The organism is Blastococcus sp. CT_GayMR19, assembly GCF_004570385.1.
Classification (GTDB): domain Bacteria; phylum Actinomycetota; class Actinomycetes; order Mycobacteriales; family Geodermatophilaceae; genus Blastococcus_B.
On sequence record NZ_SPQL01000002.1, the window covers coordinates 293,387 to 312,600 of the forward strand.

Consider the following 19,214-nt stretch of genomic DNA (forward strand, 5'->3'; position numbering starts at 1 on the left):
CCGGTCACGATCGTCACCGGCGGAAGCCGCGGGATCGGGGCGGCGACCGCGGTGCGGCTGGCCCGGGCGGGTCACGACGTGGCGATCAGCTCGCGGACCGGCGGGACCGAGGCGCAGCGCGTCGGGGAGCTGGCGGATGCCGCCGGTGCCCGGTTCCTCGCGGTCACGGCGGACGTGACCCAGGAGGCCGATGTCGAACGGCTCTTCGCTGAGGTCGGCGAGCAGCTGGGGCCCGTCACCGGCCTCGTGAACAACGCCGGCGCCACGCTGCACATCGGCGACCTCGCGGACACGCCGGTCGCGATCGTGCGCCAGGTCCTCGACGTCAATCTTCTCGGCACCGTCCTCTGCGCCCGGCAGGCCGCGCGCCAGATGTCCACCTCCCGCGGCGGTGCCGGTGGCGCGATCGTGAACGTCTCCTCCGCCGCGGCGACGCTGGGTTCCGCGCACGAGTACGTGCACTACGCCGCGGCCAAAGCCGGGGTGGACGCCCTCACCGTCGGGCTGGCCAGGGAGCTCGGTGGCCAGGGGATCCGGGTGAACGCGGTCGCGCCCGGGATCATCCGCACCGGCATCCACGCCGACGCGGGCGACCCCGGTCGGCCGGACCGCGTCGCCGGCAGGGTCCCCGCCGGGCGGGCAGGGGAGGTCGATGAGGTGACGCCCGCCATCGCCTGGCTCCTGGGCCCCGAGGCCGCCTACGTCACGGGCGCCGTCCTCCGTGTGTCCGGCGGGCTCTGACCAGCGTCAGCGGAGGATGCCCGTCCCGTAGAGCGCGACGGCGATCAGCCGGTCGGCCAGCCACCACATGGGCAGGACCAGCGCCAGCCCCCAGACCCGGGTGCTCCGGTGCCGCGGCAGCAGCAGGGTGAGGACCAGCACGGCGACCACCTCAACCACCGCCTGAACGGGCTGCAGCGCCGTCGCGGGGTACGAGTCGGCCCACCACAGGTACAGCCCGCGCAGCGCGCCGCCGACCAGTGCGGTCCCGGCGACCAGGGCCACCAGCCCGCCGGCGACCAGCCCCGGGCGCCGCGTCGCCCACCAGGTCGCCGCGGCGACGGCGGCGACGGCGGTGGCCGACAGGGCGAGCCAGGTGACGACCAGGCCGGGTTCGTAGCCGAAGCCCAGCACCCACACCGCCCACGCGTAGTAGGCGAGGGTCATCGCGGCGAAGAAGGTCGCCGCACGACCGGCGGCGAGCGGCAGCGTGGGCGAGCAGCGGCCGATCAGCGCGACCGCCAGCACCCAGGCCGCCGGGAGAGTGCCCAGCTCGGCCGCCCAGGTCAGGCCCGACTCGTCCGCGGCCTTCGCCGCGATGCCGGCGAGCACGCCGAGCGCGGCGAACCCGCAGAGGAGCACGATCTGCGGCGGGCGCCCGCGCGTACGGGTGTCGGTGGTCATCGGAACCCCGATGGTGGCGGAAGGTCGGGCCTTGCGTAGCGCGGACGCGCCCGTTCAGCCGGTGACGACGTGCGCCAGGGCACCGGCAGCGCCGGCCAGCAGCAGGACGACGATGAACGGCGCCCGCAAGGCCAGCGCGACCGCGGCCACAGCGAGCCCGGCCAGCTGGCCGTCGACCACCAGTTCGTGCCCGCTGGTGACGGCCTGCACCGCGACCAGCGCGGCCAGCAGAGCGGCAGGGACGAAGTCGACGACCCGGGCCACCCACGGCTGCTCCACCCACGTGGCGGGCACCGACAGCCCGGCCAGTTTGAGCAGGTAGCAGCCCAGCGACCCGGCGATCACCGTCGCCCACAGCGCCGTCCCGCTCACGGCGCGACCGCCGTGCGCCGGGGCCGGCCGGCCAGTGCCACCGCGACGACGGCGGCGATCACCTGCACGCCCGGCGGCACGAACGGGGTCAGCGCCAGCGCCACGACCGCGCCGCCGACGGCGACCCGGCGCTGGACCGCCGCCTCGGGGAAGGCCCGCTGCAGGCGCGGCCACAACAGGGCGAGGAACGCAGCGGGGACGACGGCGTCGAGCGCCGCCTGGGCCGGACCGCCGAGGGCTCCCGCCCCGAGGGCACCGAGCACCGTGGTGGCGTTCCAGACGACGAAGATCGAGGCGCCGCCGGCGAGGAAGGCCAGCCGGGCCAGCGCGCGGTCGGGCGCGGCGATGGACAGCGCGGTCGTCTCGTCGATGACCCAGTGCGCCGACCCCAGCCGGCGCAGGATCCCGCGCGTCGGCAGCAGCTGCACCAGCCGGACGCCGTAGACGGTGTTGCGCGTGCCCAGCAGCAGCGCGCTGCCGACCGCGGCCAGCGCGCTTCCCCCGGCCCCGAGGACGCCGACCAGGGCGAACTGGGAAGCGCCGGTGAACATCAGCAGTGACATCGCCGAGGCCTGCCAGACGTCGAGTCCGGCCGCGACGGCCGCGGCACCGAAGGCCGCCCCGTAGAGGCCGACGGCCAGGCCCAGCCCGACGGCGTCGCGGAGCACCCGGGAACGGACGGGAGAGGACACTCCCGCGACCCTAATCACGCCTCCGTTGCGCATTGAACGACCCTCGGCGGCCGGACCGGGCCGTTGTCCGCCGTACAGTGGCAGGCGACCCGATCGCGCAGGTCCAAGCCCCTGCGCCCGGGGTCCACCGTCGAAGGAGACAGACGCACACGATGTCCGACACCCTGACCGGCTCCCCGGCGCTCGACGCCATCAATGCCGCTCTGGCCACCGTCCAGGACCCCGAGATCAACCGCCCGCTGACCGAGCTGGGCATGGTCAAGGACGTGCAGATCGCCGCCGACGGCTCCGTCCGCGTCGACGTCTACCTCACCGTCTCGGGCTGCCCGATGCGCGAGACGATCACCAATCGGGTCACGCAGGCGGTCTCCGCCGTCCCCGGTGTCACCTCGGTGTCGGTCGTCCTCGACGTGATGAGCGACGAGCAGCGCGCCGAGCTGCGGCGCACCGTCCGCGGCAGCGACACCGCGGAGCCGGTGATCCCGTTCGCGCAGCCCGGCTCGATGACGCGCGTCTACGCCGTCGCCTCCGGCAAGGGCGGCGTCGGCAAGTCCAGCGTCACCGTGAACCTCGCCGCGTCGCTCTCGAGGCGCGGCCTGTCGGTCGGCGTCGTGGACGCCGACATCTACGGGCACTCCGTGCCGCGCATGCTCGGTGTCGACGACAAGCCGACCCAGGTCGACAACATGATCATGCCGCCGCAGTCCTACGGCGTGAAGGTCATCTCCATCGGCATGTTCACCCCGGGCAACACCCCGGTCGTGTGGCGCGGGCCGATGCTGCACCGCGCGCTGCAGCAGTTCCTCGCCGACGTCTGGTGGGGCGACCTCGACGTCCTGCTCCTGGACCTCCCCCCGGGCACGGGTGACGTCGCGATCTCGGTGGCCCAGCTGGTGCCCAACGCCGAGATTCTCGTCGTGACGACGCCTCAGCTCGCCGCCGCCGAGGTGGCGGAGCGGGCCGGCGCGATCGCGACGCAGACCCACCAGCAGGTGGTCGGCGTCATCGAGAACATGTCCTGGCTCGAGCTGCCGGACGGCTCCCGCATGGAGATCTTCGGCTCCGGCGGTGGTCAGGCGGTCTCCGACGCGCTGACCACGACCCTCGGCGCCCGGGTCCCGCTGCTCGGGCAGATCCCGCTGGACACCCGCCTGCGCGAGGCCGGGGACGCCGGCGCGCCGATCGTCCTGGCCGAGCCCGACTCCCCCGCCGCGCAGGCGCTGGAGAAGATCGCCGACGGCCTCGCCGTCCGGTCGCGCGGCCTCGCGGGCATGTCGCTGGGGCTCACCCCGGTCAAGAGGTGAGTGGGCAGGCGGTCTCCGAGACGATCACGGTCGCCGCCCCGCCGGCCGTCGTGTTCGACATCCTGGCCGACCCCCGGCAGCACTCCCGCATCGACGGGTCGGGCTCGGTCGGCTCGGTGCTCGCCGGCCCCGAGCGGCTCACCGCCACGGGCCAGACGTTCACCGTGCGGATGAAGCTCTTCGGGGTGCCGTACCTGATCCGCAACCGCGTCGTCGAGTTCGAGCCGGAGCGGCGGATCGCGTGGCGGCACTTCACCGCCAACCGGTGGCGCTACGAGCTGTCCCCCACGGCGGACGGCGGCACGACGGTCACCGAGACCTTCGACAGATCGCGCGCCAACGGGGTCACCGACGCCGTCGTCCGCTGGGCGGAGTTCCCGGAGCGCAACCGGCAGGGCATCGCCGACACGCTGCAGCGCTTGAAGCAGGCCGCCGAGGCGGATGCCACATGATCCGTCGATGACTCTGTCGTCCTCCGGACGACACCGCGGCCAACTGCCGTCCCCCGGAGCGTTGAGCGCGCCGGCGCCCACCTGCGGGACCCCTCCGGGGGCCCACTCGGCGTGACAAGACTCCTTACGTCGCGTCGGGATCGAACGGCGGTGGGGTGCCGCGGTCGCGGGACCTGGCCACCACCGGCGCGGCAGCGGTCGCACCGGCTGCCGTGGCACTGCCCCGGTGCACCGTAGGGGCGTCGTCGTCGAGCAGCTGGCTGCGGATGAAGGTCCTCGGGTGGTACTTGCGCAGGTCCAGGTCGCGCAGCTCCGGCAGTTCGTCACCGAAGGACTCGTTCACCTGCTCGCGCACGCCGGTGATCGCCGTCCTGACCCGCTTGAGCCCGGCGGCCGCCTCCTTCGCGAGGTCCGGCAGCCGCTCCGGGCCGAAGATGAACATGGCGATCAGGGCGAGGACGACGATCTCGCCCCAGCCGATCGAGTCGAACACCGCCCCTCCTCATCCCTGCGTGGCCGCGCGCGCGACCGGCCTCCCAGCGTAGGTGGGCGGTTGATCAGGCGGCGTCGAGCGTGACCTCGAGCTCCTGGGAGGTACCCCCGCCACGCACGATCTCGATGGTCACCGTCTCGCCGGGGTCGTAGGCGTCGACCGCGACGACGAGCTCCTCCGAGCTGCGGACCTGCTTGCCCTCGACGGCGATGACGATGTCCTGCTCACGGATGCCGGCCTCGGCCGCGGCGCTGCCCGGCTCGACGTTGAGCACCAGCGCCCCGTTGCGGACGACGTCGGTCACCGAGCGGGCGCTGACCCCGAGCGACGCGTGCACCGCCGTCCCGGTGGAGATGAGCTGCTCGGCGATGTCGCGCACGGTGTCGATCGAGATGGCGAACCCGAGACCCACGCTGCCCCCGCCGACCGACGCGATGGCGGTGTTGATGCCGATGACGGCGCCGGTGGCGTCGACCAGCGCTCCGCCGGAGTTGCCCGGGTTGATCGGCGCGTCGGTCTGCACCGCGCTGATCACGGCGTTGGTGTCGCTGCCCTCCCCGGCCAGCCGCACCGGGCGCTCCAGGGCGCTGACGATGCCGGTGGTGACCGTGCCGGCCAGGCCGAGCGGGGAGCCGATGGCGACGACGGGGTCGCCGACGACGACGTTCTCGGACTTGCCGAGCGCGGCGGGCACCAGCCCGGGCTTCTCGACCTTGAGGACGGCGATGTCGCTGGCCGGGTCGCGCCCGACGATGCGGGCCGCCGAGCCGCTGCCGTCGGAGAACACCGCCCGGATCTCGGCGCCGTCGATCCCGTCGGCGCCGGAGACCACGTGGTTGTTGGTCACGATGTAACCGTCGTCGGCCTCGATGACGACGCCGGAGCCGGTCGCCCCCGACTGACCGACGCGCACCTCGATGGAGACCACCGCCGGGGTGACCCGGGCGGCGATGTCGGACACCGAGCCCGGCTCCCGGTCGATGGCCGCGTCGACCTCGGACAGCTCCGTCCCGGGTGCGAGCAGCGGCGACTCCGACGCCGTGCGGGTGAAGAACCAGCCGAGGCCTCCGCCCACGGCGCCGACCAGCAGGACGGCGAGCAGCACCAGCGCGGAGACCCGCACCGAGAGGTCGCGCAGCCGCAGCTTCTTCCGGCCGCGGGCGTCGACGATCACCGGACCCGGCTGGGTCTCCTCGTCGTAGACCGCGGGTCCGCCCAGCGCCACGGGGGCGTCGGGATCGCGCCAGGGATCGCTGCGGGCGTCGGACTTCCACCACGGTCCCGTGGCGGTGCGCCGCCGGCCGGGGCGGCCGCCGGGAGGGTCCTGCAGCCCGGACAGCCCGGCGGCGGTCGGCCGGAAGGCCCGGAGCACCGCCTCGGGGGGCGGCGGCGGTGCGGGCGGGGACGGCACTGTCGGGCGGCCGCCGGCGAACCCGGCGTCGACGGTCGCCGGGCGCCCGAAGGCGGCCTGCTGTCCCGGTGAGGGTCGAGGCGCAGTTACCGGACGCGGCGCCAGCCGGTCGGGGACGTCCGCGAACGGCCCCGTCCTGCCCGCCGGCCGTGCGAACAGACCGTCGGGCGGACCGGCCGCGGCGGGCCCGTCCGGCCCGGGTCCCGAGGAGATCGTCTCGTCGCCGGGCGGCCCGCCCGGGCTGCTCAGGGCGTCCCGTCCTGACGGTTGGTCGTGCCGACGCTGAGGGTGCGGACGACGGGGGGCACGACCTCGGTGTGCCGGTCGGACACCGTGGCGCCCGCGACGGGGCCGCCCACGGGAGTCCGGGGAACCGCCGTGTCCGGGGGAAGGTTCAGGGCCAGCGCGGTGACGCCCATGCCCAGGCCGACGAGCGTGCCGACCAGGCCGCGCCGCAGCCAGCGTGCCGTGTGCTCGGACGTGTCGGGCCGGTCCTCCGGGGACAGGTCGACCGACCACGAACCCGAGGCGCCGGTGACGGTGAGCTCCCCGGGCCCGGCGGACAGCGTGCCGGATCCCGGACCGCCCGCGCCGGGCACCTCGGCCGTGAACGGGATCGCACACAGCCGCGACAGCAGGTCACCGGGGACGACGACGTCCTGGGATGCGTGCAGCGCCTCCTTGGCCTCCCGCTGGGCCTCGACCGCCAGCCGGCACTGCAGGCAGCCGGCGAGGTGGCGGGCGGCGCGGCCGGCCGGCCCGGCGGGCAGTTCGCCGTCGACGAGGGCGGCGATCGCCTCCTGGGCGAGGTGGGTGGCGGGGATGCTCAGGCTCATGCGCCGGCCTCGCCCGCGATGGCCGGGAGCGCACCGACGCGGCCGGGCGCCAGGTGCGCGAGGGCCTGCCGCAGCTGCACGCGGCCCCGGTGGATGCGGCTGCGGACGGTGCCCAGCTTGATGCCGAGGGTCGCCGCGATCTCCTCGTAGGTCAGGCCCTCGATGTCGCAGAGGACGACCGCGACGCGGAACTCCGGGGAGAGCGCGTCGAGCGCGGCCTGGATCTGGGGATCGAGGTGGGTGTCGGCGTACACCTGCTCGGGGCTGGGCGAGGTGCCGGGCAGCCGCTCGGTGTCCTCGGGCAGCGCGTCGAACCGGATCCGCGCGCGGCGCCGGACCATGTCGAGGAACAGGTTGGTCGTGATCCGGTGCAGCCAGCCCTCGAAGGTGCCGGGCGAGAAGTCGGCCAGCGAGCGGAAGACCCGGACGAAGGTCTCCTGGGTCAGGTCCTCGGCGTCCTGCGGGTTGCCGGAGAGGCGGTAGGCCAGCCGGTACACCCGCGCGGAGTGGTCGCGCACGACCTGCTCCCACGTGGGCGCGACCCAGCCCTCGAGGGCGGGGCGGACGGCGGGCTCGGACACGTCAACAGGATCGCAGACAGCAGCCCCCGTGACCTCCCCGGCGTCGACGGGGTGGGCGGAGGCGGCTCGCTTCAGGCGCACATCGTGATCAACGGCCGGGAACCCGGGCGGTGTTCCCGTCCGGCACGGCTCCCAGGGAACCCACAGGGAACCCATCGGCCGCAGCCGCCACCCGACACCCCGGCCGCGCTCCGCGCGATCCGGGGGCGGCGCCGCCGGCCACTACCCTCGGCCGGTGATGACCTTCGGAGCACGGCGCAGCCGTTCCGCTCCGCCACCGGAGGTGTGTTGATGAGCGCCGAGCAACCGCCGTCGCGGGGCGGCGCCGAGGGTGCCGCCTACGCCGACCGCTTCGCCGTGGAGACCCCGGAGATGGCGGCGGCCCGGGCCCGCGCCGTCCAGCTGCCCGGCCCGCCTCCCGTCGAGCCGGCCGTGGGTGCCCTGCTCGCCGTGCTCGCCGCCGGATCGGCTGCCCGCTCGGTCGTCTCGATCGGCAGCGGCGGAGGTCTCGTCGGGCTGTGGCTGCTGCGCGGCATGCGGACCGACGGCGTCCTCACCGCGCTCGACGGCGATCCCGAGCAGCTCCGGGCCGCGAAGAAGGCCTTCGCCGACGCCGGCATCGCCCCGAGCCGGACCCGGCTGATCTTCGGCACGCCCGGCGAGGTGCTCCCCCGGTTCTCCCCCGGCGCCTACGACCTGGTCGTCTGCGCGGGTCCGCCGCGCGAGTACTCCCCCCACCTGCAGGAGCTGCTCGGGCTGGTGCGGGTGGGCGGCACGCTGGCCTGCCACGGGGTGCTCGAGGCCGGCCGGGTCGCCGACCGCACGGCCCGGGACCCGCAGACCGTCGCCTGGCGGGAGATGGCCCGCACGATCAGGGACGACGAGACGCTGCTCCCCGCCGTCCTGCCCATCGGCGCCGGTCTCCTGGTCGCGACGAAACGCGCCTGACCCCAAGGCCCAAGAGCACGTTTTGGCCGGTCAGGGCCTCAGATGAGGGCGCGGGCGCCCTTGCCGAGGACGGTCACTCCACCCGCGCTGACGTGGTACCGCTCCTTGTCGGACGCGAGTTCCACCCCGACGCGAGCCCATGGCGGGACGACGGCGTTCTTGTCGAGGATCGCCCGCCGGACGTAGGCGCCCTCGCCGATGACCACGCCGTCCATGAGCACGCTGTCCTCCACCCGGGCGCCGCGCTCGACGCGGACCCCCGGCGAGATGACCGAGTTGTGCACCGACCCGCCGCCGATGATCGCGCCGGCGCTGACCATCGACTCCTCCGCCCGGCCGCCGAGCACGAACTTCGCCGGCGGCTGCTGAGGCGGCAGCGAGTAGATCGGCCAGCGGTCGTTGTAGAGGTTGAACACCGGGGTCACCGACACGAGGTCCATGTGCGCGTCGAAGTAGGCGTCGATCGTCCCCACGTCGCGCCAGTAGCCGTGGTCGCGCTCGGAGGCCCCCGGGACGACGTTGGTCGAGAAGTCGTAGACCCACGCGTCCCCGGCGTCCGCGAGCATCGGCATGATCGAGCCGCCCATGTCGTGCACCGATTCCTCGTCCTCGGCGTCCTTGCGCAGCGCCTCGAGCAGGGCCTCGGTGGTGAAGACGTAGTTCCCCATGGAGGCGAAGCTCTCCTCCGGGGAGTCCGGGAGCCCCGGCGGGTCGGCCGGCTTCTCGAGGAAACCGCGCACCTTGCCCTCGGCGGTGGCGTCGATGACGCCGAACTCCGTCGCCTCCCGGCGGGGCACGCGCAGGCCCGCGATGGTCACGCCGGCACCGGTCTGCAGGTGCTGGTCGACCATCTGGCCCGGGTCCATCCGGTAGACGTGGTCGGCCCCGAAGACGACGACGATCTCGGGCCGCTCGTCGTAGATGAGGTTCAGGCTCTGGAAGATCGCGTCGGCGCTGCCGGTGTACCAGCGGGGGCCGAGCCGCTGCTGCGCCGGTACCGGGGTGACGTAGTTGCCGAGGAGCGAGGACATCCGCCAGGTCTGGGTGATGTGCCGGTCCAGGCTGTGGCTCTTGTACTGCGTCAGGACGGCGATCTGCCGGATCTCGGCGTTGACCAGGTTGGAGAGCACGAAATCGATCAGGCGGTAGTTGCCGCCGAAGGGAACGGCCGGTTTCGCGCGGTCATCGGTGAGCGGCGCCAGCCGCTTGCCGGCTCCACCCGCCAGGACGATGCCGAGTACTCGTGGGCCGCCGCGCATGTCCAGAAACTAGCCGGTGGGCTGCGCTTCCGCGCCCTGCCGCGTCCTGATGCGCCCCCTAGGGTGACGATCGTGCGCATCGGCATAGCAACACGGGAGTGGCCGCCGGACGTCTACGGCGGCGCGGGAGTCCATGTGGAACACCTCGTGGCGGCGCTCCGGTCGCTGCCGGCGGGGCCGGAGATCGACGTCCACTGCTTCGGCGGGCCGCGCGACGACGCCACCGCGCACGGCGTCCCGGAGGAGCTGCGCGGTGCGAACGGCGCCCTGCAGGCGTTGGGGGTCGACGTCGCGATGGCCGCCGCGCTGGGCGACGCCGATCTCGTGCACACCCACACCTGGTACGCCAACGCCGCCGGCCTCCTGGCCTCGATCGTGCACGGCGCGCCGCACGTGGTCACCGCGCACTCCCTGGAACCGCGCCGGCCGTGGAAGGCCGAGCAGCTGGGCGGCGGCTACCGGCTGTCCTCCTGGGTGGAGCGGACGGCGTACCTCGCCGCGGACGCGGTGATCGCGGTCAGCCACGGCATGCGGGCCGACGTGCTCGACGCCTATCCCGAGCTGGACCCCGTGCGGGTGCACGTCGTCGGCAACGGCGTCGACGCCGAGGCCTACCGGCCGATCGAGGCCCCGGACGTCGTCCGCGGGCTCGGCGTGGACCCCGACCGGCCCTACGCACTGTTCGTCGGCCGGATCACCCGGCAGAAGGGCGTGGTCCACCTGCTGGCCGCGGCGGAGCAACTGCCGCCCGAGGCGGGCCTGGTCCTCTGCGCGGGCGCCGCCGACACCCCCGGCGAGCGGCAGCAGGTGGCGGACGCGGTTGCCGAACTGCAGGCCCGGCGCAGCGGCGTGGTCTGGATCGAGGAGATGCTGCCCCGCGACAGGCTGGTCCCGTTGATCACCGGGGCGACCGTGTTCGTCGTCCCGTCGGTGTACGAGCCGCTGGGCATCGTCAACCTCGAGGCCGCCGCCTGCGGCACCGCGGTCGTCGCCAGCGACGTCGGGGGCATCCCGGAGGTCGTGGCCGACGGGCGGACCGGCCTGCTGGTGCACTACGACGCCGACGACACCGCGGCCTTCGAGTCAGGGCTGGCCGCGCGGATCGCGGAGCTGCTGGCCGACCCGGCGCGGGCCGCCGCCATGGGGGCCGCCGGCCGCGAGCGCGTGCTGGCGGAGTTCGGCTGGCCCGCGATCGCCCAGCAGACCGTCGAGGTCTACTCGGCGATCCTCGCCGCCCGCGGCTGACGGCGGCCCGCCGCCTCCCTGGTACTTTCCCGTCGCCGGCCCGTGCGCCGGTGACGCAACGGCAGCGAAGTCCGGTGGAACCCCGGCGCTGTCCCGCAACTGTGAGGGTCGCTCGCGACCTGAGCCAGATCGCCTGCCCTGCGTCATGTCACCGACCCTCGCGGCAAGGGTCGCGCATCGAGCGCTGGGTCCGCTCATGAGCGATTTCGCCGCCTCCACCACGGAGGCCTCGTGTTCCACTCCATCCCCCGGCCGGCACGGCCGACGCCCCCGAAGCTGCGCCTGGCCGCGCTGGGCGCCCTTCTCCTCTCCGTCCTTCTGGTGCTGACCGCCTGCGGCGGATCGTCCGACGCCGGCGGCAGCAGTGCCTCGAGCACCACCGGCGCCGACGCCGGGGGCTGGCCGGTCACCGTCACCGGGGACAACGGCGAGCTCACCCTGGACGAACAGCCCGAGGCCATCGTCTCGCTCTCGGCCACCGCGACCGAGATGCTGTTCGCCATCGGCGCCGGCCCGCAGGTCGAGGCCGTCGACGACACCTCGAACTACCCCGAGGACGCCCCGGTCACGGACCTGTCCGCGTTCACGCCGAACGCGGAGGCGATCGCCGGCTACAACCCCGACCTGGTCGTGCTCAGCGACGACATGAACGGGGTCGTCGACGCCCTCGGCGCCCTCGAGATCCCCGTGCTGCAGCTGACCGCCGCCCAGACCCTGGACGACAGCTACGAGCAGCTGGAGACCCTCGGCACCGCCACCGGGCACGCCGACGACGCCGCGAAGGTCATCACCGACATGCAGGACCGGATCGAGGCGGCCGTGGAGTCGGCCGGGGACAGCGGCCAGGGCCTGCGCGTCTACCACGAGCTCGACCCCACCTTCTACTCCGCGGCCAGCTCGACGTTCATCGGCAGCGTCTACGAGCTCTTCGGCCTGGAGAACATCGCCGACGGCGCCGAGGACGCCTCCGGCGGCTACCCGCAGCTGTCGGCCGAGTACGTCGTCGGCCAGGCACCCGACCTCGTGGTGCTCGCGGACACCCTGTGCTGCGAGCAGTCCGCCGAGACCCTCGCCCAGCGGCCGGCGTTCGACACCCTCCCCGCCGTCCAGGAGGGCCGGGTGCTCGAGGCGAGCGACGACATCGCGTCCCGCTGGGGCCCGCGCGTGGCCGACTTCGCCGAGTCGGTCGCCGGGACGCTGGCCGGCTGACGACGTCCGGACGATGACGGTGACCACCGGCAGCACGCGGGCGGGCGAGGCGCATGTCGACCGCGTCCGCGTCCGGTCGCGGCGCCGTCCCGCCCTGGTGCTGGGCGGCGCGCTGCTGGCGCTGGTGGCCGCCGTCCTCGCCGGCATCTGGGTCGGTGCGTTCCCGCTCCCGCCGGGGGCCGTCGTCCTCACCCTGGTCGACCGGGTGGCGACGGCCCTCGGCGGGGGGCACGTGTCCGGCGGCCTGGACGCGACCGGGACGGCGGTGCTGCTCCAGCTCCGCCTCCCCCGGGTGCTGCTCGCGGTCCTCGTCGGGGCCGGCCTGGCCGTCTCCGGCGCGGCCTTCCAGGGCGTCTTCCGCAACCCGCTGGCCGACCCGTACCTCCTGGGCGCTGCCGCGGGCGCGGGCCTCGGTGCCACCCTGGTGATCGCGTACTCGCCGGCGCAGGAGATCGGACCGTTCGGGATCGTCCCGCTCGCCGCGTTCGCCGGCGCCCTGGTCGGCGTCGGCTGCGCACTGGCGCTGGGCACCGCGGCCGGCGGCTCCCAGAGCGCGACGCTGCTGCTCGCCGGCATCGCCGTCGCCTCGTTCCTCGCCGCCGGGCAGACGCTGGTCCAGCAGCAGAACACCGAGGACCTGCGGGAGGTCTACGGCTGGCTGCTCGGCCAGCTCGGGCGCTCGCAGTGGTCCGACGTCGGCATGGTGCTGCCCTACCTGGGGGCGGCCGTCGTCGTCCTGCTGCTCTGCGGCCGCGCGCTCGACGTGCTCGCCGTCGGCGACGACGAGGCGTCGTCCCTGGGCGTGCACCCCGGCCGGGTGCGGCTCCTCGTCATCCTCGCCGCCTCGCTCGCCACGGCCAGCGCCGTCGCGGTCAGCGGCCTGATCGGCTTCGTCGGGCTGGTCGTTCCGCACATCGCCCGCCGGCTGATCGGCAGCTCGTACCACCTCGTGCTGCCGGCCTCCCTGCTCATCGGCGGCGCATTCCTCGTGCTCTGCGACCTCGTGGCGCGGGTCGTCCTCTCCCCCGCCGAGCTGCCCATCGGGGTGGTGACGGCGTTCATCGGCGCCCCCTTCTTCGCGGGCCTGCTGTGGGTGGGGGCGCGACGACGATGACGACGGCCACCACGACCGGCGCCCGCGTCGAGATCATCGACCTCTCGGCCTCCTACGGCCGGACCCGCGTGCTCGACGGCGTCCGGCTGACCGTCGAGCCGGGCGGCTGGCTGGCGGTCATCGGTCCGAACGGCTCGGGCAAGTCCACCCTGCTGCGCTGCGCGCTCGGCCTGCACACCCACGACGGGATGGTGCGCATCGACGGCGTCCCGGCCGCCGGGATGCCCCGCCGGGAACGGGCCCGCCAGGTGGCCTACGCCCCGCAGTCGCCGGTCCTCCCGGAGGCGGTGTCCACCCGTGACTACGTGCTGCTGGGGCGCACCCCGCACCGGGCGCTGCTCGCCGCTCCCCGCGCGTCGGACCGGCGGGTCGTCGCCGACGTCATGGAGCGGCTGGAGATCGGCGACCTGGCCGACCGGCAGCTGCGCACCCTCTCCGGCGGCGAGCAGCAGCGCGCCGTCCTGGCCCGGGCGCTGGCCCAGCAGCCGCGGGTGCTGCTGCTCGACGAGCCGACGGCCGCCCTGGACCTCGGGCACGCCCAGCAGGTCCTCGACCTCGTCGACGGGCTCCGGCGCCAAGACGGGCTGACCGTGCTCAGCTCCCTGCACGACCTGACGCTGGCCGGGCAGTACGCCGACCGGCTCGCCCTGCTCTCGGCGGGCCGGGTCGCGGCGGAGGGCCCGCCGGACGAGGTCCTCACCGCGGCGGCTCTGCGGACCCACTACGGCGCCCGGGCGGAGGTGGTCCGCGGTCCGGACGGGCCCGCCGTCCTCCCGGTGCGGTGACACTGCGATCCTCCGGATCGCACCGCGGCCGTGACACTGCGATCCTCCGGATCGCACCGCGGTCAATTGCCATCCTCGGGTGCGCTGAGCCGTTTCGTCGCTCGATCGCGGGACGCTCCGCGCCCCACTCCTCACGACACGTCGCCGTTCGGGGGCCCACTCGGGACGATCATGCTCAGCGCGCGATCCTGAACCTCACGGTGTCGCCGGGCCGGAGCTGGGCGACCGCCGGCAGGTCGGCGGTGACCACGACGGCCGGCACGGGGTAGCCGCCGGTCACCGGATGATCGGCGAGGAACAGCACCGGGGCACCGTCGGGCGGCACCTGGATCGCCCCGGGCAGCAGGCCCTCGCTGGGCAGCTCGTCGGTCCGTGCCCGATCCAGCCGGGGGCCGGTCAACCGCAGACCGACCCGGTCGCTGTCGGCCGAGACGGTCCACGCCGTGGAGGTCAGCGTCGACCAGGCGGCCGGCAGCAGCCAGTCGCGGCGGGGACCGGGCAGGACGCGGACGACCGGGTCCGCCGACGGGGGGCGCACCGCCGCGACGTCCACGACCGGCTCGGCGGCGCCCAGCGAGCCGATCCGGAGGACGGTGCCCGCGCGCAGCGGCTCCGGCCCCAGGCCGGACAGGGTGTCGGTGCTGCGCGAGCCGAGGACCTCCGGCACGTCGATGCCACCGCGGACGGCGAGGTAGCTGCGCAGCCCCACCGCCGGCAGGCCGAGCGCCAGCTCCGCACCCGGGCGCAGCGTCACGGGGGAGTTCAGCGGTGCGGGACGGCCGTCGACCGCCAGCGGCGCCGGTGCCCCGGTGACCGCCACCAGCACGGTGCGTTCCGCGCGCACCCGGAGGCCACCCGCCGTTCCTTCGATCACCGCGGCCGACGGGCCGTTGCCGACCAGCCGGTTGGCCAGGGCGGCGGCGGCGCGGTCGGCCGCGCCCGAGCGGGTCACCCCGATCGACGCCCATCCCGGACGGCCACGGTCCTGCACCGTCGCCAGCGGGCCGGAGGCCAGCACCGTCAGCACTCAGCTCACCTGCCGGAACCGCACGCGGATGCCGGGGGCCAGCAGCGCCGGGGGATCCCGGTCCACGTCGAACAGCACCGCGTCGGTGCGGCCGACGAGCTGCCAGCCGCCGGGCGAGGCGCGCGGGTACGCGCCGGCGAAGGGTCCGGCCAGGCCGACCGCCCCCGCCGGGACGCGGGTGCGGGGGGTCTCCCGCCGCGGCACGTGCAGCTCCGGCGGTAGCCCGGTGAGGTAGGCGAAGCCGGGGGCGAAGCCGACGAACGCGACCGTGAGCTCGGGCGTCGTGAGGGCCTCCACCAGCGCCGGCACCGACCGGCCGGTCAGGCCGGCGACCTGGGCGAGGTCGGGTCCGTCGAACACCACGCCCAGGTCGACCACCCGTGCCGATCCCGCCGCGGCGTCCGCGTCCACGCGCATCCGGCGCAGGCTTGCGACATCGGTCTCCGACGGCGGTCGGTCCAGGACGACGAGCACCGTCCGCGCTGCCGCGACCAGATCCCGCTGACCGGGCAGCGGCGAGCGCTCCAGCGCCAGCCGCACGGCCGCGACGGTCGCGAGGTCGGGCACCTCGACCAGCAACGCGCGGTCGCCGTACGGCAGGACGCGCACCGGCTCGCGCTGCGTCTCGCGGCCGGGCATGTCCTCATCGTCGCAGCGCCCGGAGCGCGGCGCGTTCAGGACCTCCGGCCCGGTTCGGGAGGGACATCCGGGGGCACGGGTGTCCTGTGACCATCGCCGGGCGCTTCCAGGAGGCCCTGCTCGAGGCGGACGAGCCCGGACTCGGCGGCCCCGAGCTGCTGCCCGTCCGGCTGGCCGGGGCAGCCGCCCGGATGCTGAGGGTGGACGGCGCCGGCCTCAGCCTGCTCGACGGCACGGGCAGGCGCGTCCCCCTGGGCGCCAGCTCGGAGCAGGCGTCGACCGCGGAGCGGCTCCAGTTCACCACCGGTGAGGGCCCCTGTACGACCGCCCAGGAGACGCGCCAGCCGGTGTTCGCCATCGAAGAGGACCTCATGCGCCGGTGGCCGGCCTTCGCCGACCTGCTGCTCGGGGCGACCCCGTTCCGCGCGGTCGTCGCGCTGCCCCTGCTGCCGGCGCTGCCCGGCGACGGCGCGATGGACCTCTTCTTCATCCGCCCGGACGAGGTGACCGACCTCGACATCTTCGAGGCCATGGCGGTCGGCGAGCTGGTCACGACCACCCTGAGCGATGCCGCCGTCTGGTCGACCTGGTCGCCCGATGCCGGCCCGGAGTGGCTGCACGGCCCCGTGCCCCGACGGCGCGCCGCGGTGTGGACGGCCATTGCCACGCTCGGTGTCGACCTCGATCTCACCGCACCCGCCGCGCTCGCCCTGATGCGGGCGCAGGCCTACGGCAGCGGCCGCTCCGTGGACGACGTCGCGGCAGACCTCCTCGCCGGCCGGCTGCGCCCTGACCAGCTGCGGGATCCGGACACCTGACCGGCTCAGCCGCCGAGCGCGGTGACGGTCAGCCCCGCGGACTCGAGCGCCGTCCGCACCGTCCGCGCCAGCTCGACGGCACCGGGGGTGTCGCCGTGCACGCAGATCGACTCGACCGGCATGAGCAGGGCCGTCCCGTCCACCGTCTCGACGACGCCGTCGGCCGCCATCCGCACCGCGCGCGCGGCGACCACGGCGGGCTCGTGCACCAGGGCGCCGGGCTGCGTGCGGGGCACCAGGGTGCCCTCCGCCGTGTATCCACGGTCGGCGAACCCCTCGGCGACGGGGCGCATCCCGGCCGCCTCCGCGGCCCGCAGCAGCGCCGATCCGGGCAGCCCGAGCACCGGCAGCCTGCGGTCGAAGGCGAGGACGGCGTCGACGACCGCCCGCGCGTGGCCCTCGTGGGTGACCGCCGCGTTGTACAGCGCCCCGTGCGGCTTGACGTAGGACACCCGGCCGCCGGTGGTCCGCGCGATCCCGTCCAGCGCGGCCAGTTGGTAGAGCAGGTCGTCGGCCAGCTCGGCGGGCTCGACGTCCAGGAAGCGGCGGCCGAACCCGGCCAGGTCGCGGTAGGACACCTGCGCGCCGACCGCGACGCCCCCGGCCGCGGCGCGGGCGCAGACCCGGCGCATGGTGGAGGGATCCCCCGCGTGGAAGCCGCAGGCCACGTTCGCGCTGCTCACGATGCCGAGCAGGGCGTCGTCGTCGCCGAGCCGCCAGACCCCGAAGCCCTCGCCGAGGTCGGCGTTCAGGTCGATCCGGCGGGTTACTGGCGCGCTCACCGGGGCAGTCTCGCACCCGGGGCCGGGGACCTGAACGACGAACGGAGACGACGGATCGAGGTCTCGACTTGGCGACATGTCGACAATCCGTGGCCGCAGTAACACTTTCCGCATGCGATCGTTGAGCAGCGGCAGGACGGGCCTGCCGGGGGGACAGGGGGTGCGGATGCCGACGTCAGGAGTCGCCGCCACCGCCCTCCTGGAGGCGCTGCCCGACGTCGTGGTCGTCGCCGACGCCCACGGCTGCATCGTCTACACCAATCCGGCGGTCCGCTCGCTCCTGGGCCGGGACCCCGCCGCGCTGCGCGGCGAGCCGCTGACCGTGCTCGTGCCCGAGCGCTTCCGCTCCGCCCACGTGCAGGGGTTCCACCGCTTCCTGGCCACCGGTGTCGGACGGCTGGTCGGTGCGACGACCCAGGTGCCGGCCCTGCACGCGGACGGTTCCGAGGTCGCGGTCGAGCTGACCCTCTCGCGCCTGGACGGCGTCGCCGACGGCACGGTTCCCGCGCCCGAGCAGGCGGCGTCCGGTGGCGTCGTCGTCGCCGTCCTCCGGGACGCCAGCACCCTGATCCGGCTGGAGCGTCAGCTGGAGGTCGGCCGCTACCTCGCGGCGACCCTCCGGGTGACCGCCGCGCTGACGGAGGCGCGGGACGCCGAGGTCGCCTTCCGGCAGCTCCTGCCCACCCTGTGCGCCGAGCTCGACTGGGACGCCGCGACGCTGTGGCAGCCGGACGGGTTCGGCGGCCCGCTCGTCCGCACCGGCGCGTGGACCCCGCCCGGAGCGCCCGTGCCCGCCCTGCACGACGACGTCCGCCGCCGGTCGTTCGCCCGCGGAGAGGGGCTGCCGGGCCTGGCCTGGCAGCGCGGTGCGCCCGTGGTGATGGAGGACCTCTGGGCAGATCCGGACTTCCTCCGCACCGACGCCGCCCGGGCCGACGCCCTGCGCACCGGCATCGCCTTCCCCGTCCTCCGCGGCGACGACCTGCTGGCCGTGTGCGAGTTGTTCTCCCGCGAGCCGCGTCCGGTCCCGCAGGAGCTCGTCGACGTGCTGGCGAGCGCCGGCCGGCAGATCGGCCAGTTCCTGGCCCGGCTCCGTGCCGAGTCCGAGGTCCGCGAGCTCGCCGACACGCTGCAGCGCAGCCTGCTGCCCTCCCACCTGCCCGCGATCCCGGGGGTCCAGCTCGCCGCCCGCTACCGGGCGGGCGCCGAGGGCGTCTTCGTCGGCGGCGACACCTACGACGTGGCGCCGCTGCCGGACGGCCGCTGGATGGTGCTGATCGCCGACGTCTGCGGGACCGGGGCCGAGGCCGCGGGGATGACCGCCCTGACCCGGCACACCGCACGGGCGGCGTCGGCCTCCGGGAACCCCGCGGACGTGCTGTCCGCGGTCAACACGGCCCTCCTCCACGAACAGGGGGCGGGCCCGCTCCGGTTCGTGACGGCCTGCTGCCTGGTGCTCGAGCTCGGGTCCGGGAGCGCGACCGCGCGGGTGGCGCTCGCCGGGCACCCGCGGCCGATGCTCCGGGACGTCGACGGCACCGTCGCGGAGATCGGCGCCGTCGGGCTGCCGCTCGGCATCGACGTGGACGTCGCCTACGCGGAGGTGAGCGTTCCGCTGTGCCGCGGTTCGATGCTGGTCCTCTACACCGACGGGGTCACCGAGGCCCGGGACGACGACGGCGTCCAGTTCGGGGAGGCCGGGCTGATCACCGTCCTGCGGGAGACGGCGGGACGGCCGGCCGCCGTCACCGTGGAAGCCGTCTCCGCGGCGGTGGAACGGCAGCTGCGGGGGTCGCGGTACGGCGCGGACGACCAGGCCGTGCTCGCCCTGGGTTGCTGACCG

21 protein-coding genes and 1 riboswitch are annotated in these 19,214 nt (G+C 75.0%); of the genes, 10 read left to right on the forward strand and 11 right to left on the reverse strand.

Annotation, left to right across the window (positions count from 1 at the left end):
• The first annotated feature begins 9 nt into the window (after window positions 1–9).
• Window positions 10–741 (forward strand): SDR family oxidoreductase, encoded by a 732-nt coding sequence (locus E4P39_RS04100; protein ID WP_280790799.1) that lies wholly within the window; start codon window positions 10–12, stop codon window positions 739–741.
• A gap of 6 nt (window positions 742–747) precedes the next feature.
• Here the strand turns inward: E4P39_RS04100 and E4P39_RS04105 are convergent, their stop codons facing one another.
• The 3 genes from E4P39_RS04105 to E4P39_RS04115 are packed head-to-tail and all read right to left on the reverse strand — an operon-like array spanning window position 748 to window position 2,468.
• Window positions 748–1,404, reverse strand: a complete 657-nt coding sequence (locus E4P39_RS04105) for a hypothetical protein (protein ID WP_135135102.1) — start codon at window positions 1,402–1,404, stop codon at window positions 748–750.
• 54 nt (window positions 1,405–1,458) lie between these two features.
• The gene (locus tag E4P39_RS04110; protein ID WP_135135103.1) at window positions 1,459–1,776 is read right to left on the reverse strand and encodes an AzlD domain-containing protein; all 318 of its coding nucleotides are present in this window, start codon (window positions 1,774–1,776) and stop codon (window positions 1,459–1,461) included.
• Window positions 1,773–2,468 (reverse strand): AzlC family ABC transporter permease, encoded by a 696-nt coding sequence (locus tag E4P39_RS04115; RefSeq protein WP_245159619.1) that lies wholly within the window; start codon window positions 2,466–2,468, stop codon window positions 1,773–1,775. The genes E4P39_RS04110 and E4P39_RS04115 overlap by 4 nt, the downstream gene beginning before the upstream one ends.
• Window positions 2,469–2,620: 152 nt before the next feature.
• Between E4P39_RS04115 and E4P39_RS04120 the strand changes: the two genes are divergently transcribed.
• Both E4P39_RS04120 and E4P39_RS04125 read left to right on the forward strand, forming a co-directional pair.
• Window positions 2,621–3,772: an Mrp/NBP35 family ATP-binding protein gene (locus E4P39_RS04120; RefSeq protein ID WP_135135105.1), complete on the forward strand. Its 1,152-nt coding sequence runs from the start codon at window positions 2,621–2,623 to the stop codon at window positions 3,770–3,772.
• Entirely contained in the window at window positions 3,769–4,224 is a 456-nt protein-coding gene (locus tag E4P39_RS04125; protein WP_135135106.1) for an SRPBCC family protein, read from the forward strand. The genes E4P39_RS04120 and E4P39_RS04125 overlap by 4 nt, the downstream gene beginning before the upstream one ends.
• Window positions 4,225–4,348: 124 nt before the next feature.
• On the opposite strand, the gene E4P39_RS04130 is transcribed toward E4P39_RS04125, so the two are convergent.
• The 4 genes from E4P39_RS04130 to sigE form a co-directional block, all read right to left on the reverse strand.
• Entirely contained in the window at window positions 4,349–4,717 is a 369-nt protein-coding gene (locus tag E4P39_RS04130; RefSeq protein ID WP_135135107.1) for a twin-arginine translocase TatA/TatE family subunit, read from the reverse strand.
• Between the two features lie 64 nt (window positions 4,718–4,781).
• Complete coding sequence (locus E4P39_RS04135; protein WP_245159620.1) at window positions 4,782–6,089, reverse strand: trypsin-like peptidase domain-containing protein; 1,308 nt, start codon at window positions 6,087–6,089, stop codon at window positions 4,782–4,784.
• A gap of 284 nt (window positions 6,090–6,373) precedes the next feature.
• Window positions 6,374–6,964, reverse strand: a complete 591-nt coding sequence (locus E4P39_RS04140; protein ID WP_245159621.1) for a zf-HC2 domain-containing protein — start codon at window positions 6,962–6,964, stop codon at window positions 6,374–6,376.
• Complete coding sequence (sigE, locus tag E4P39_RS04145; protein ID WP_135135108.1) at window positions 6,961–7,545, reverse strand: RNA polymerase sigma factor SigE; 585 nt, start codon at window positions 7,543–7,545, stop codon at window positions 6,961–6,963. The genes E4P39_RS04140 and sigE overlap by 4 nt, the downstream gene beginning before the upstream one ends.
• Before the next feature lie 291 nt (window positions 7,546–7,836).
• Between sigE and E4P39_RS04150 the strand changes: the two genes are divergently transcribed.
• Entirely contained in the window at window positions 7,837–8,493 is a 657-nt protein-coding gene (locus E4P39_RS04150) for a class I SAM-dependent methyltransferase (RefSeq protein ID WP_135135109.1), read from the forward strand.
• Window positions 8,494–8,531: 38 nt separating this feature from the next.
• On the opposite strand, the gene glgC is transcribed toward E4P39_RS04150, so the two are convergent.
• Window positions 8,532–9,752 carry a glucose-1-phosphate adenylyltransferase gene (glgC, locus tag E4P39_RS04155; protein ID WP_135135110.1) on the reverse strand — a complete coding sequence of 407 codons (1,221 nt, stop codon included), beginning with the start codon at window positions 9,750–9,752 and terminating at the stop codon, window positions 8,532–8,534.
• A gap of 72 nt (window positions 9,753–9,824) precedes the next feature.
• Here glgC and glgA point away from each other — a divergent pair, with 72 nt between their 5' ends.
• The 4 genes from glgA to E4P39_RS04175 all read left to right on the forward strand — a co-directional run bounded on the left by glgA (window position 9,825) and on the right by E4P39_RS04175 (window position 14,105).
• Window positions 9,825–10,997 carry a glycogen synthase gene (glgA, locus tag E4P39_RS04160; protein ID WP_135135111.1) on the forward strand — a complete coding sequence of 391 codons (1,173 nt, stop codon included), beginning with the start codon at window positions 9,825–9,827 and terminating at the stop codon, window positions 10,995–10,997.
• A gap of 19 nt (window positions 10,998–11,016) precedes the next feature.
• Window positions 11,017–11,149, forward strand: a riboswitch (cobalamin riboswitch).
• Between the two features lie 79 nt (window positions 11,150–11,228).
• Entirely contained in the window at window positions 11,229–12,206 is a 978-nt protein-coding gene (locus E4P39_RS04165; protein WP_209306332.1) for an ABC transporter substrate-binding protein, read from the forward strand.
• Between the two features lie 13 nt (window positions 12,207–12,219).
• Window positions 12,220–13,320 (forward strand): iron ABC transporter permease, encoded by a 1,101-nt coding sequence (locus E4P39_RS04170; protein WP_245159622.1) that lies wholly within the window; start codon window positions 12,220–12,222, stop codon window positions 13,318–13,320.
• Entirely contained in the window at window positions 13,317–14,105 is a 789-nt protein-coding gene (locus tag E4P39_RS04175; RefSeq protein ID WP_135135112.1) for an ABC transporter ATP-binding protein, read from the forward strand. Before E4P39_RS04170 ends, E4P39_RS04175 begins: the two co-directional genes overlap by 4 nt.
• A 175-nt stretch (window positions 14,106–14,280) precedes the next feature.
• Here the strand turns inward: E4P39_RS04175 and E4P39_RS22150 are convergent, their stop codons facing one another.
• Window positions 14,281–15,132, reverse strand: coding sequence for a biotin-dependent carboxyltransferase family protein (locus E4P39_RS22150; RefSeq protein ID WP_167761570.1), 852 nt, complete (start codon window positions 15,130–15,132; stop codon window positions 14,281–14,283).
• Complete coding sequence (locus E4P39_RS22155; protein ID WP_167761572.1) at window positions 15,133–15,771, reverse strand: allophanate hydrolase subunit 1; 639 nt, start codon at window positions 15,769–15,771, stop codon at window positions 15,133–15,135.
• A gap of 86 nt (window positions 15,772–15,857) precedes the next feature.
• Here E4P39_RS22155 and E4P39_RS04185 point away from each other — a divergent pair, with 86 nt between their 5' ends.
• On the forward strand, window positions 15,858–16,589 hold the full coding sequence (locus E4P39_RS04185) for a GAF domain-containing protein (RefSeq protein WP_245159623.1): 732 nt from the start codon (window positions 15,858–15,860) through the stop codon (window positions 16,587–16,589).
• A gap of 5 nt (window positions 16,590–16,594) precedes the next feature.
• Here E4P39_RS04185 and E4P39_RS04190 read toward each other — a convergent pair whose 3' ends face one another.
• Window positions 16,595–17,371, reverse strand: coding sequence for a 5-oxoprolinase subunit PxpA (locus E4P39_RS04190; RefSeq protein ID WP_245159624.1), 777 nt, complete (start codon window positions 17,369–17,371; stop codon window positions 16,595–16,597).
• Between the two features lie 166 nt (window positions 17,372–17,537).
• On the opposite strand from E4P39_RS04190, the gene E4P39_RS04195 reads away from it, so the two are divergent.
• Entirely contained in the window at window positions 17,538–19,211 is a 1,674-nt protein-coding gene (locus E4P39_RS04195) for a SpoIIE family protein phosphatase (RefSeq protein WP_135135114.1), read from the forward strand.
• The last annotated feature ends 3 nt before the right edge of the window (window positions 19,212–19,214 follow it).

Bases quoted from the DNA above. Each gene is read 5' to 3' on its own strand.
- E4P39_RS04105 (WP_135135102.1), bottom strand. From the start codon at position 1,404: ATGACCACCGACACCCGTACGCGCGGGCGCCCGCCGCAGATCGTGCTC.
- E4P39_RS04120 (WP_135135105.1), top strand. From the start codon at position 2,621: ATGTCCGACACCCTGACCGGCTCCCCGGCGCTCGACGCCATCAATGCC.
- E4P39_RS04140 (WP_245159621.1), bottom strand. From the start codon at position 6,964: ATGAGCCTGAGCATCCCCGCCACCCACCTCGCCCAGGAGGCGATCGCC.
- E4P39_RS04150 (WP_135135109.1), top strand. From the start codon at position 7,837: ATGAGCGCCGAGCAACCGCCGTCGCGGGGCGGCGCCGAGGGTGCCGCC.
- glgC (WP_135135110.1), bottom strand. From the start codon at position 9,752: ATGCGCGGCGGCCCACGAGTACTCGGCATCGTCCTGGCGGGTGGAGCC.
- E4P39_RS04170 (WP_245159622.1), top strand. From the start codon at position 12,220: ATGACGGTGACCACCGGCAGCACGCGGGCGGGCGAGGCGCATGTCGAC.
- E4P39_RS04175 (WP_135135112.1), top strand. From the start codon at position 13,317: ATGACGACGGCCACCACGACCGGCGCCCGCGTCGAGATCATCGACCTC.
- E4P39_RS22155 (WP_167761572.1), bottom strand. From the start codon at position 15,771: ATGCCCGGCCGCGAGACGCAGCGCGAGCCGGTGCGCGTCCTGCCGTAC.
- E4P39_RS04195 (WP_135135114.1), top strand. From the start codon at position 17,538: ATGCCGACGTCAGGAGTCGCCGCCACCGCCCTCCTGGAGGCGCTGCCC.